The organism is Rhodococcus koreensis, from assembly GCF_900105905.1.
GTDB classification, from domain to species: domain Bacteria; phylum Actinomycetota; class Actinomycetes; order Mycobacteriales; family Mycobacteriaceae; genus Rhodococcus_F; species Rhodococcus_F koreensis.
Genome location: NZ_FNSV01000005.1, coordinates 7052221 through 7064981, shown reverse-complemented (window position 1 = coordinate 7064981; position 12761 = coordinate 7052221). Strand labels below are relative to the sequence as shown.

The 12761-nt window shown below is 69.5% G+C and carries 11 protein-coding genes; 1 reads left to right on the top strand and 10 read right to left on the bottom strand.

The features are described from left to right. Window positions 1-117: 117 nt before the first annotated feature. The 8 genes from BLV94_RS36645 to BLV94_RS36610 all read right to left on the bottom strand — a co-directional run bounded on the left by BLV94_RS36645 (window position 118) and on the right by BLV94_RS36610 (window position 9465). Complete coding sequence (locus BLV94_RS36645; RefSeq protein WP_072939737.1) at window positions 118-2541, bottom strand: CaiB/BaiF CoA transferase family protein; 2424 nt, start codon at window positions 2539-2541, stop codon at window positions 118-120. 49 nt (window positions 2542-2590) lie between these two features. Continuing rightward, a complete protein-coding gene (locus BLV94_RS36640) occupies window positions 2591-4042 on the bottom strand; it encodes an aldehyde dehydrogenase (RefSeq protein ID WP_072939735.1) in 1452 nt (483 codons plus the stop codon). Between the two features lie 27 nt (window positions 4043-4069). Beyond that, on the bottom strand, window positions 4070-5254 hold the full coding sequence (locus BLV94_RS36635) for a thiolase C-terminal domain-containing protein (RefSeq protein ID WP_072939734.1): 1185 nt from the start codon (window positions 5252-5254) through the stop codon (window positions 4070-4072). Further along, window positions 5251-5682 (bottom strand): Zn-ribbon domain-containing OB-fold protein, encoded by a 432-nt coding sequence (locus tag BLV94_RS36630; protein ID WP_072939732.1) that lies wholly within the window; start codon window positions 5680-5682, stop codon window positions 5251-5253. The genes BLV94_RS36635 and BLV94_RS36630 overlap by 4 nt, the downstream gene beginning before the upstream one ends. Next, window positions 5679-5996 carry a hypothetical protein gene (locus BLV94_RS36625; RefSeq protein WP_072939730.1) on the bottom strand — a complete coding sequence of 106 codons (318 nt, stop codon included), beginning with the start codon at window positions 5994-5996 and terminating at the stop codon, window positions 5679-5681. Before BLV94_RS36625 ends, BLV94_RS36630 begins: the two co-directional genes overlap by 4 nt. An 86-nt stretch (window positions 5997-6082) precedes the next feature. Further along, the gene (locus BLV94_RS36620) at window positions 6083-7570 is read right to left on the bottom strand and encodes an acetyl-CoA acetyltransferase (protein WP_072939728.1); all 1488 of its coding nucleotides are present in this window, start codon (window positions 7568-7570) and stop codon (window positions 6083-6085) included. Next, window positions 7567-8604, bottom strand: a complete 1038-nt coding sequence (locus BLV94_RS36615) for an LLM class F420-dependent oxidoreductase (RefSeq protein ID WP_072939725.1) — start codon at window positions 8602-8604, stop codon at window positions 7567-7569. Before BLV94_RS36615 ends, BLV94_RS36620 begins: the two co-directional genes overlap by 4 nt. A gap of 51 nt (window positions 8605-8655) precedes the next feature. Continuing rightward, window positions 8656-9465, bottom strand: coding sequence for an enoyl-CoA hydratase/isomerase family protein (locus tag BLV94_RS36610; protein ID WP_072939723.1), 810 nt, complete (start codon window positions 9463-9465; stop codon window positions 8656-8658). 133 nt (window positions 9466-9598) lie between these two features. On the opposite strand from BLV94_RS36610, the gene BLV94_RS36605 reads away from it, so the two are divergent. Then, window positions 9599-10399, top strand: coding sequence for a glucose 1-dehydrogenase (locus tag BLV94_RS36605; protein WP_072939720.1), 801 nt, complete (start codon window positions 9599-9601; stop codon window positions 10397-10399). A gap of 62 nt (window positions 10400-10461) precedes the next feature. Here BLV94_RS36605 and BLV94_RS36600 read toward each other — a convergent pair whose 3' ends face one another. Together BLV94_RS36600 and BLV94_RS36595 are read right to left on the bottom strand one after the other, a co-directional pair. Beyond that, window positions 10462-11205, bottom strand: coding sequence for an SDR family oxidoreductase (locus BLV94_RS36600; protein WP_072939717.1), 744 nt, complete (start codon window positions 11203-11205; stop codon window positions 10462-10464). Next, complete coding sequence (locus BLV94_RS36595) at window positions 11206-12729, bottom strand: class I adenylate-forming enzyme family protein (RefSeq protein WP_072939714.1); 1524 nt, start codon at window positions 12727-12729, stop codon at window positions 11206-11208. Between the last annotated feature and the right edge of the window lie 32 nt (window positions 12730-12761).

The following is a 12761-nucleotide window of genomic DNA, read 5'->3' as shown; positions in this document are numbered from 1 at the left end:
ATTAGGTTTGTCTAGGCTTTACCTTCGGTATTTCGACCTCACCGGAACACCGGTGACATGGGCGTGATTCGACAGCGGCCCAGGGTGACCCGGGCCGCTGTCGAATCCACTCGTGTGTCACCTCGAGGTGGAGGCGGCCACCCCGAGCGGGGGATCCGTGACGGGCGGTTGCAGGATTCCGTCGTCCACGAGACGATCCACCTCGGCGGTCGTCATGTTCAGCAGCTCCTCACAGATCTCCCGGCTGTGCTGCCCGGCGGCCGGGGCCTGGCGCAGCGGCGGATCCGAAATGGCCGAGAAGCGCGCGACGCGGGCCGCCGTGGGCAACGCCTTCGGAAGCAACGCGTGATGCGTGACCGTGTAGGCGTCGCGGGCCGCCAGGTGCGGATCGGTGAGCAGTTCGGGAAGTCGCAGCATCATCCCGGCGGGCACTCCCGCCGCCTGCAACTGCGCGACCGCCGCTGCGGGAGAACGCGTCTGCAGCCACTCACCCAGCACGGCGTCGACGTCCACGCGGTTGCGGATCCGCTCGGCCCGGGTGCGGAACGCTGGAACGTCTGCCAGTTCGGGCGTGCCGATCGCGGCGCACAGTCGCACCCAGTCGTCGTCGTCCCTGACCGACACGACGCACCACTCGTCGTCACCCGCACAGGCGAACACCCCGGCCGGCGCGGCGAACGGGTCCGAGTTGCCGGGCGCGGAGACGGTACCCGGTCGCAGCGATTCGGTGACGAGTTGAGCACCGAGTTGGACGAGCGCGGTGTCCGCCTGCGCCACCTCGAGCGCTGCGCCCCTACCCGTGCGGGTCCGCTGGATCAAAGCCGCGAGCACCGCGATCGCCGTGACGTGCGCGGCGATGTGATCGGGATAGACGGTCGAGCCGTCACAGAGCAGGTCCTCGTTCCCGGGGTACCGCCACAGGGCGGACACACCGCACGCGGCACGCACCAGCGGGCCGTATCCGAGTCGGTTGTTCCACGGTCCGACACTGCCGAACGCGCTGCTCTCGGAGACGATGATGCGGGGGTTGAGTGCGGCGAGTTCGTCGTACGACAGGCCCATCGACGCGAGTGTTCCGGGCTTGAAATTGGCCAGGACCACGTCGGCCTCGGCGACGAGTCGGCGGAACAACTCCCCGCCCTCCGGGCTGCGCAGGTCCAGACCGAGGCTGCGCTTGTTGCGGTGCCCCCAGGCGACGGACGCGGCCAGCGCGGCGCCGCGCTTCGACTGGCGGAGACCGTCGGGGAACTTGGCATTCTCGACCTTGACGACGTCGGCGCCGTAGTCGGCGAACTGACGGCTGAGTTCGGCGCCGAAGACGATCACGCCCAGGTCGAGGACGCGTAGGCCGTCGAGTGGGCGGGTGCCCCGTTGCCGCATCCCGGACGCCTCGCCCGCCGGTGTCTCCCGCGTCGCCTGGGGCTGGGCGTCGTGCTCCCCGACCTCGGGCGCCGGGGTCCTGATTCCGACGCGTGCGCCGTCGATCGACACGTAGCCCGTCGGAACCCGGGCGCGCACCCCGGTGGCGATCTCCAGGTCCGCGAGGGCACCGGCCACGTCGAAGTGCTCGGTCGTCAGCACTTCCCCGAGCGAGAGGACGCCACCGACGGGCACTCCCCTGGTCGCGCCCTCCGCGACGAGTTGGTCGCGGGTGCGGGTCGCGAACAGCGCCTCGATCAGGGGGTGCAGGGCGTCGGCGGCGGCGAATCGGGCCGGAATCGTGTCGTACTTCGGGTCGGCGAATTCCTCCGGCTCGCCGAGCCATTCGAACATTCCCCGCCACTGCCGTTTTGCCAGCAGGCAGATCCGCACGTAGCCGTCGGCACAGGGGAACACCGGATAGAAGTTCGACGCGTCCGGTCGATTCCGGGGGAAGTCGTCGGAGCGCCCCGCGGCCGCGGAACCCTGCGTCCCGAAACCGGGATCGAAGCCGTGGACGAGCGCTTCGAAGGCAGACAGATCCACGACCTGGCCGCGACCGGTGTGGATGCGGTCGTAGTAGGCGAGCAGCGCCGACCAGGCGGCGTGCATCCCCACCGTCTCCTCCACCAGGCCGGCGGGAGGAAGCAGGGGTTCGGCTCCGGGAGCGCCGGAGCGGGACAGCACACCGCTCAGTGCGTACAGCACCTGTTCCGTGGCCGCCCAGTCCCGGTAGGGCCCGGTCTGCCCGAACGGCGTGACCGACACGCACACCAGTGACGGTGCGAGAGCGGAGAGTTCGGCCGCGCCCACTCCGCGTTCGCTCAGCAGGCCCGGCGCGTGCGATTCGATCAGGATGTCGGATTCCGCGGCGAGTTCCCGCAGCCGGTCCCGGCCTGCGGGATCGTCGAGGTCCACGACGATCCCCCGCTTGTTCGCGTTGCGCAGCGCGAACGGGATGCTGACCCCGTCCACCACCGGCTCGGCGCGGCGTGAGCGGGCGCCTCCCGGACCTTCCACCTTCGTCACCTGCGCGCCGAGGTCGGCGAGGTACCGGCCACACGACTCACCGAGGCCGTCGGTGAGGTCCAGTACGCGGACACCGGTCAGCGGTAGCGTCATCGCCTGCTCCGTTCGATCAGATCTGATGGTGAATGAAAAGCTGTTCGACTCAGCGTGTTCCGAAGTACACGGACTTCGTCGCGAAATACGGGGTCAGGCCTTCCGGACCGAGTTCACGTCCGAGACCGGACGACTTGACGCCGCCGAACGGCGCGTCGAGGTCGAGGGCGTAATGGTTGACGCCGACGGTCCCGCTGTGGATCCGGGAGGCCAGGGCGAGGCCGTGCTCCTCGTCGGCGGTCCAGACCGTGCCGCCCAGGCCGTATTCGGAGTCGTTGGCGATCGCCACGGCCTCGTCCTCGTCCGTGTAGGGGGTGATCGTCAGAACGGGCCCGAAGATCTCCTCCTGGGCGATGCGCGCGGAGTTGTCCACGTCCACGAATACCGTCGGCTCGACGAACCAGCCGAGCGGCTGCGAATCCGGTACGCCCCCGCCGGTCGTCGTGCGGTAGCCCGCGCTGCGCCCGTCCTCGATGTAGCCGAGCACGCGCTCGCGCTGGGCGGCGCTGACCAGCGGCCCGATCGCGGTGGCCTTGTCGAGGGGATCCCCGACGACGAGACCCCGGACCGTCTCGGTGACCGCCTCGACGACCTCCTCGTACCGGGCACGGGGGGCGAGGATCCGGGTACTCGCATGGCATGTCTGGCCGTTGTTCACCAGCGACACCTCCGCGAGGTTCGCGGCGAACACGGACAGGTCGGCGTCGGCTGCAACGATTGCAGCCGATTTGCCGCCGAGTTCGAGCGTGACGGGGCGCAGCAGCCTGCCACACACCTCGCCGATCGCTCGTCCCGCCGCCGTCGAACCGGTGAACGCGACCTTGTCGACCCCCGGGTGCTGCACCAGGTAGGCGCTCGCCTCGCGGCCCGCGGGCACGATGTTCAGGACGCCGGGAGGCAGACCGGCCTCCTCGGCGGCATCCGCGTACGCGAACGCGTCGAGCGCGGTTTCGGGGGCGGCCTTGAGCACCACGGTGCACCCGGCCGCGAGCGCGGGCGCGATCTTCATCGCGGCGAGGGGTTGCGGGTAGTTCCACGGGGTGATCGCGGCGACGACGCCCACCGGCTCACGCCGGACCACCGTGCGACCGCCGAACGCGCTGGGACGGATGTCCTCGGACGCCGCCTCGCGGACGAGCGCGGCGTAGTAGCGGATCATGGCGGCGGGTCCGAAACCGTTGACCCCGGCGGAGAGTGAGATCGGCATCCCGTTCTCGCGGCTCACCAACGTCGCGGTGTCGCGACCACGCTTCTTCAGCGCGGACGCGAACACGTCGAGAAGGTCTGCGCGAGCGCGGTTGTCGAGCTGACCCCACGGTCCGCGGAGTGCGTCGCGTGCGGCGGAGACGGCGGCGTCGATGTCGGCGGCGGAAGCGAGAGCCGAACGCCCGAGCACCTTCTCCGTGGCAGCCTCGACGACGTCGGCCGCGGCACCCTCCTGCGGGGCGACCCACCGGCCACCGATGAACAGAGCGTCGCGGTCCACGGTCATGTTGTCCATGTCGATCCTTCTCACAGAGTCGGGGTGCTACAGCACGTCTTCGTGGGCGAAGAGCGTCGAACTGACGAGCGGTGCCATCGGGCCGCCGATGAACAGCGACGTCTTGGCGTGCGCCACCGGATTGGTCGACGTGCCGCGGATCTGCCGCACCGCTTCGACCGCGAGCCCCATTCCGTTGACGAACGAGTCGGCGATGTTGCCGCCACTCGTGTTCACGGGGAGCTTGCCGACGCCCGCGGTGAGGTTGTCGACGGTGAGGACCTCGCCTGCGGCGGGGCCGGACGGCGCCAGGCCGTGGTCGATGAGCGCGGCGACGGCGGGCCCGCTGAAGTTCTCGTACACCTGGACGACGTCCACGTCGTCGGGGCCCAGACCTGCTGCGGCCCAGAGGCGGTCCGCGACCCCGGGCCGTCCGGTGGCGCCCGCGAAACCCGCTGTGGCGTACTGGTCGTCGTTGTCGATGATCGAGGAGTAGCCGCCCGGTGCGCCGTGCGCTCCCGCGAGAACGTACGCGGGATCGGGTCGCAGCGACTTCGCGCGGTCGGCGGAGACCAGCACCAGCGCGACGGCGCCGTCGCTCTCCCGCGAGCAGTCGTACAGGTGAAACGGTTCGGTGATCAGGCGGGACGAATCGTACGTCGCCTCGTCGAGCGGCTTGCCGTAACCCTGCGCGGTCGGATTGTTCTGGGCGTGCCGGTACGCGGCGAGCACCAGCGCACGCATGGTCTCGCGCGGGACCCCGTCGTGCTCGAGCAGTCGCTGTGTCCGCAGCGCGCACACCTGGGCGGGCGATCCGACGCCGTGCGCGAGGAAGTGCGGGCCGTAGTGGTACTTCGCGTAGCCGAGCCGCCCGGTATCCGCCTGTGCCATCGAGCGATAGACGACGACGCACTCGGCCTGCCCGGCAGCGATCGCGACGGCGGCATTGTTGATCGCGGCAGCGACCGTCCCGCCGCCACCGCCCCACATCATGTTCGACCACCGGACGTCGTCGACGCCCAGTGCGCCGCCGATGACCGCACCGTCGTGCCCGCCGCCCGCATACGACACGAATCCGTCGAGTTCGCGCGGCGAGATGCCGGCGTCCGAGCATGCCGCGAGGATCGCCTCGAGCGTCATCCTCAGTTCACCCGCCGGGGCCTCGCCGCGGCGGTAGTGCAATTCGGACACGCCGACGACGGCGGCCGCCCCGCGCATGGTGAGTGCACTCATGCCTGCGCTCCTTCTGTGGGTCGACGCCAGCGCAGCAGCGGCCAGGTCGCGCCTTCGTCGTGCTCGATGTGCCCGACGACCGGGTCGCCGATGCGGATGGCCTCGGTGTCGTCGCCGGTCAGGATTCCGAGTACCCGGCGGTGCCCGGCCTCGGGAAGTTCCACCAGGACCGTCACGTACGGGACCCGGTCGGCCAGTTCGGTGATGAACGGGTACCAGCTGCGCGACCAGCTGTACACGGTCCCGGTGGGCGTCACGGACTCCCAGTTCGGGTCGAGGGTGTGGCAGGATCCGCAGACCCATTGCGGTCCCCAGATCCAGGTCTCGCAATTGCCGCAACGCTGGAGTCGCAGCTCACCTCGGGTGAGCCCGTCCCAGTACGGTTGGTCGAGGCCGTCGGCGGACGGTCCCCACGGTTCTCCCGTCATGCCGGACGCCCTCCTTCGGCGGGGAAGTTCTCGAGCGCCGCGGCCAGCCAGCGGCCGTCGTGACGCTCCCAGATCGATCGCAGGCCGATCGTGCCGCCGGGGGTCGTGTACACCGTCTCGCCGATGCGGCGGTCGCCGTCGGCCCGGACGTCCTTGATCTCGAACCCGTCGACGTCGCCGCGGGGAACGGTGACACCGTCGAACACGGCGGGCAGGTTCTCCTGAACCATGTCGGCGAGTGTGGACTTCACGTCTCCGGACACCACGTATCCGACGTGCCGCTCGTACAGTTCGCGGAAGTCTTCGACAGACATTCGAAACTCCTTTTCTCCGTGAGAACCTCACACCTCACGGCGGATGCCCTCGATTCCTATACCTTATGTCGTTAGGTAAACCGGAGTCAATCGTCCGCGAACCGGAACGTGCCGTCGGCTGCGACGACCGCTGTGTCCCGCGCGACGTCGACGCCGACCAGACGGGCCAGCGCGCCCGCTTCCGTCGTGGTGGCCAGCGTGCGTTCGCCGCTGCCGGTCCGCACCGCCACGAAGCCGCGCTCCGGGGCGCCGTCGCGACCGTGCACGACGGTCCAGGACTCGATCGAGCCGGACCCCTCATAACCGGTGAGCGCTCGCGTGGTCGGCAGCGCATCGACGTCGGCCTGAACGTCCTGGCGCCGGAAGCCGCTGCGCGGCGGCTCCGTCCGGTAGACGCCGAACGCGTGCTTGGTGAGGTAGCCGCCGTTCGCCGTGATCAGCCCGTACGTTCCCGGCGCCTCGCGCAGCCGGGTCGCCAGGGTGGCGATCGCGTGGGTGCTGTAGTTGTTCCACGGACCGCCCGCGAACGTGAGGCCGCCGGTGAGCGTCAGCGGTCGACCGGGATCGTCGAGGGGCAGCCCCAACTCGGCCGCGGCGACCTGGACGGCCGACGGGAAGCACGAATACACGTCCACGTGCGCCAGGTCGTCCCGCCCGATTCCCGACAGTTCCAGGGCACGGTCCCCCGCCAGCCGGATGGCGGGTGACCGATCGAGCGCCTCCCGTTCGGCGATGTCGTACGTGTCGTGCGCCTCGGTGCCTGCGTGCGGAAAGACCCAGTTGTCGCGGGGAATCCCGAGACGGGTGGCGACGCCGACGGAGCAGAGCAGCAGCGCCGCGCCCTGCTCCACCATGTTGTTCGAGTTCATCAGCTTGGTGTACGGCCGGCTGATCCACCGATTGTCCTCGGACGGCGTGATGATCTCGTCGGCCGTGTACTCACGGCCGGTCCACGCGTGCGGGTTCGTCGCCGCCACCTTGCTGAATCCCGACCAGAGTGCGCCGATCGCGGCACGATGCTCGTCCTCCGACCGCCCCGACGAGATCCGCAGCGCCTGCTCGAACAGGGGGTACACGTAGGCGGGCCGGTCGAGCCCGATCCTGGACTGACCGTCGAAGACCATCGGCACCTCGGGGACGAGGACCTCCGCGGGTGGAACCGAGTCGTCCTGCACGGTCCACTCCGGGCGAACACCCCGAGACCGCAACTTCATCCGGGTCCGCCAGGACTCGGCGCCGCCCACCAGGACCACGTCGGCCCGGCCCGCCGCGATGTCCTCGGCCGCCTGGTTGACGAGGACCTGCGGGCCGCTGCCCCCGCTGCCGGTGTACCCGGTGTGCCGGACGGCGGCGCCGATGCGTTCGCCGACCAGCGCCCCGGGGTCGCGGTACCGCCACGACAGCATCCCGATCAACCGCACCGAGTCGACGAGTTCGAGCAGACGCGGCGATCCCGCCTCGACGGCGGCGGCGCGGGCCGCCGCGACGATCAGATCGACGGGTTCCACTCCCCCGGTCCGCTCGTTGACCTGTCCGCCGCCGACGAGGATCGGGGTGCGCGGATCGAGCGTCACGACATCACCGCCTCGAGGATGCGTTCCCGGTTCTCCGGCCTCGGCCAGCCGCCGAGGATCAGCGTCGTCAAGCAGGTGGGTTTCCAGCGGTTCACGATGTCCTCACAGATCTTGTCGGCAGGCCCGATCAGCGCGACGTCCTCGACCATCTCCGTCGGAACGGCCTGCGCGGCGAGATCGGGCCGCCCACGCAGGTACAACTCCTGGATCTCGGCGCAGGCGTCGGCCCAGCCCATGCGGGCGAAGACGTCGTTGTGGAAATTGGCGCCCTTGGCGCCCATGCCACCGGCGTACAACGCGACGACGGGTTTGATCTTGGCCGCCGCCTTTTCCACATCGTCGTTTTCGCCCAGCCAGCACACGTTGGCGATCTCGAAATCCGACGGCGACCGGCGGGCCCCGTCCCGGCCGAACCCCTCGGCCAGCGCAGCGCGGTAGAACTCGTCGCTCTTGGGCGAGAACCACAGCGGGGTCCAGCCGTCCGCGATCTCCGCGGCGAGCGCGACATTCTTCGGGCCCTCCGCCCCGAGATAGACCGGAATGTCCTCGCGCAGTGGGTGAACGATCGACTTCAACGGCTTTCCGAGACCGCTGCCACCGTCCAGCGGTAGCTGATAGTGCCTGCCTTCGTAGGTCACCGGCTTCTCCCGGGCCCACACAGCACGCATGATCTCGACATACTCGCGGGTTCGCTCGAGCGGCCGGGGATACGGTTGCCCATACCAGCCCTCGACCACCTGCGGTCCCGACGCGCCGATGCCGACGATCACCCGGCCCCCGCTGAGGTGGTCGACCGTCTGCGCCGCCATCGCCAGGGCCGTCGGCGTCCGGGCCGACATCTGGCAGACCGCGGTCCCGAGTGTGATGGTGGACGTGCGTGATCCCCACCAGGCGAGGGGGGTCAGCGCGTCCGATCCGTAGGTCTCCGCCGTCCAGAAGCTGTCCACGCCGAGCGCCTCGGCTTCGGCGAGCATGCGGTCGACGTTGCGCGGCGGACCGGAGCCCCAATATCCCGCGGCGATACCGACTTTCACTGATATTCCTCACTTACTGCCCGTTGGGCCGGTGTTGCTGGTTGCTGAAGTTCAGTGATTCAGATACTCGGGCGGGCGCTTCTCGAGGAAGGACTTCACCGCCTCGCGGTGGTCCTTGGTCATGGCTGCCAGGATCTGGGTGCGGTTCTCGAGGTCGATCGCCGCCCGGAGACTCGGCACCTCGAGGTTCGACCACATCACCTCTTTGGTCATCCACACCCCGAACGGCGTGTTCTGCGCAATCGCCTCGGCGGTGCCCAGCGCCGCGTCGATCAGGGTGCTTTCCGATTCGACGGACGAGGCGATTCCGATTCGTTCCGCCTCCAAGGCGTCGATCGTCCGGCCGGTGAGCAGGATCTGCGCGGCGCGCGAGAACCCGATCATGCGGGGCAGCAGCCAGCTGACCCCGATGTCGCAGTTGGACAGGCCACGTTTGATGAACGACGCGTGCAGGGCGGCCGAGTCGGCGATGATGCGGATATCGGCCATCAGCGCGAGCGCCATCCCGCCGCCTGCCGCTGCGCCGTTGATCGCGGCGATGATCGGCGGCCGCGCGCCGCGAAACGCCTCCACCAGGTCGGCGATGTGCTTCTGCACCCGCAGCCCGGCCTGGGGGCGACCCTCGCCGTCCGCGGCGCCGTCCGGGGTTCCGTACCCACGCAGGTCCAGGCCGGCGCAGAACGCCTTGCCCGCGCCGGTGAGGACGATCGCCCGGATGGTCGAGTCGTCCCGCACCCGGGCCAGAACCCGGTGCAGTTCGCCGATCATCTCCGCGTTCATCGCGTTGAGCGCTTCGGTTCGGTTCAGTCGCACGAGCAGGATGCCGGGCCGCGGCTGCTCGGTCAGTATCAGTTCGGACATTCGGGGCCTTCCCCTCGTGTGGTTCCGACGGCCTCCGCTTCGTGTCGGTACCGTCGACATATCAAGCTAATACCTTTAGGTTAATACCTCAAGATCCACAGTTCGGACGGACGGCGCGAAAGGACAGAACACAATGGCGGAACTGCACGGCAAGGTCGCGGTGGTGACCGGTGGAGCGAGCGGGATCGGGGCGGCGACCTGCGCACTCCTCGCGGAGCGGGGTGCGCGGGTGGTGGTCACGGACATCGACGACGAACGCGGCGAGGCGGTCGCGGCCGCCCTCGGCGAGCACGGTGTCTACCTGCACACCGACGTCACCCGCGAGGAGGATGTCGCGGCCGCGGTCCGCGTCGCGACCGAGCGCTTCGGACGCCTCGACGCGATGGTCAACAACGCCGGCCGGGTCGGGGCCTGGACGTACGTCGCCGACACGACCGTCGACGAGTGGGACTCCTCGTTCGCCGTCCTGGCGCGCAGCGCCTTCCTCGGGACCAAACACGCCGCCCGGGTGATGCGCGAGCAGGGGTTCGGCACCGTGGTCAACGTGTCGTCCGTGGCGGGGGTGCGCACCGGCTTCGGCCCGCACCCGTACGGCGCCGCGAAGGCCGCCGTGCTGCAGATGACCCGCAGCGCCGCACGCGAACTCGCGGAATTTCACGTCCGGGTCAACGCGGTCACCCCCGGCGGCGTCGCCACCCGCATCGTCGGTCACGGCGCCGGCCTGGACGGAGACGCGCTGGACGCCAGCGTCGACAGCGTGCGGCAGGGTCTCGCGACATTCCAGCCGATCCCCCGCGCCGGCGAGGGCCACGACATCGCCGGCGCCATCGCCTATCTGGTCTCCGACGACGCAACGTTCGTGACCGGGCAGAACCTCGTCGTCGACGGGGGCCTGACCCTCGGGAAGGCGTGGCCCGCCAACTACCGGCGCTGACGCACCTGTGCGCGGTTGACGAGTCCTGGGACTCGTCAACCGCGCACGGGCGCCGGAGGCGCCTACACCGGCCCGCCGAGCCAGACGCCCACCTCTTCACCCGACACATGGCGGGCGTCGTCACTGACGAGGAACGACACGGTCGCCGCCACGGACTCCGCCGGGATCCGCGGCCAATGGGCGGCCAGGACGTCGACGGCGGCGTCGCCCCCGGAACTGATGATGTCGGTCTCGACGAAACCGGGGACGACGGTGTTGACGGTGATGCCGCGCCGCGCGACCTCGAGCGCCAACGTCCGGGTCATCCCGGTCAGACCGGCTTTCGCCGCCGAGTAGGCGCTCATCCCGGGCGACGGCCGCCGTCCGCCGGACGGGCTTCCGAAGAAGACGACCCGGCCCCAGCCGTTCTCGTACATCGCAGGCAACGCGGCGTGCGTGCAGTAGAACGCCCCGCTGAGGTTGACCGCGATCACGCGATCCCAGTCCTCCGGTTCCTGCTTGCGGACCGAGCCGGCGAGGTTCATGCCCGCGTTGTTGACCAGCACCGACGGCGCCCCGAGCGTGTCGGCGGTCCGTGAGATCAGCTCCTCGGCGGAGGCCGCGTCCCCGATGTCCGCCTTGATCGCCGCCGCGCGGCCACCGCCCGCGACGATCTTCGCGACCACGTCGGCCGCATGCGTCTCGCTGCGCGAATAGTTCACCGCCACGGCGAAACCGTCCGACGCGAGGCGCTGCGCGATTGCCGCACCGATGCCCCTGCCACCCCCGGTGACGACGGCAACCTTCTGTTCACCCGCGTTCGTCATTCAGCGCACCTTCCGGTGGGTGTCCGGCACGTCCGCGTATGTGTCGCGCAGTTCCCGTTTGGCGATCTTGCCGCTGGCCATCCGCGGCAACGGCTCGTCCAGCAGGACGACGTAACGCGGGACCTTGAAGTCGGCGAGGCGCCGATTGCAGAACTCGACGACATCCGCCTCGGTCAGGCCCGGCGCCGCCTTCACGAGAGCAGCCGGAGTCTCTCCGAACTTCGCGTCGGGCACGCTGATCACCGCGACTTCCTCGACCTCGGGGATCTGATTGATCACCGATTCGATTTCGGCGGGCGAGATGTTGAGCCCACCGGAGATGATCATGTCCTTGAGCCGGTCCACGTAGGTCAGGTAGCCGTTCTCGTCGAGCTTTCCGAGATCTCCCGTGTGCAACCAGCCGTCGATCAGCGTGGCTTTCGTCGCGTCCTCGTTGCGCCAGTAGCCCGGCATCATTCCCGGACCGCGGAGGAGGATCTGCCCGGTTTCGCCAGGCGCGCAGTCGTTTCCGGACGCGTCGACGACTCGGATCTTGGTGAAGATGCCACCCCACCCGCACTTGTCCGGATGCTCGGCCGCCTCGTCGCGGGGCATCACGGTGGCGGAACCGCCGATCTCGGTCTGCCCGTAGATCTGCCGCAACTGCACACCCCGGTCCTGCCAGATCCCCAGCAGGTGTGCAGGCACCCGGGCACCGCCCACGTGTGCGGTGGTGAGGTGGCGGAGGTCGGCGTCGGCGAATCCCGGGACCTTCGCGATCTGCTCGAACAGAATGGGTGGACCGGTGAGCGTCGTCGCCTTGTCCTCGACGAGAACACGCAGGGCCGCCTGCGGGTCGAATCCCGGCTGCAGGAAGAGCGTGCCGCCGTGGATGACGGTGCGGGAGATGCCCCAGATGATGCCCGCCGCGGTGAACAACGGCAGCACGAGCAGAGGACGCAAACCGTTGGGCAGGATGGGTTCCATCAGCGACCACTCGTGCATCTCGCCCGCGATGGTCGCGTGGGTGAACACCACCCCCTTGGGCCTGCCCGTGGTGCCGCTGGTGAAGACGATCGCGGTCGGTGTCGAGACGTCGACCACGGGAGTCGGGAACGTCGCGTGCTCCCCTCCGCGCAGGGGCCGCACGTCGTGTTCGAGGACGGCGATCGAGAAGGTGTCGTGCGCCTTCAGGACCTCTTCGAGTCTGGGAAGGTACGCCTGATCGCAGTAGACGATCTTCGGCTCACAATCCTCGACCAGCGCCGTGAGCTCGCCGGCGAGCATCCGCTGATTGAACGGCGCGGCGATGGCGCCCACCTTCATCGCCCCCAGCGCCGCCGCGCACCATTCGAGGGTGTTGGTTCCCACGAAGCTGACCCGGTCGCCCGGCAGGACGCCGCGCGCCGCGAGGTCGTGGGCGACGCCGTCGGCCCACCTCGACAGTTCCGCATACGTGACGACGTCGCCGTCGAAATCGATGGCCGGTTGGCCGGGGACGATCCGCGCCCAGAAATTCAGCGCGTCGATCACGGTTCCGCTCATTCATTGCCTCCTGTGTGCCCGGCCGCGACCGG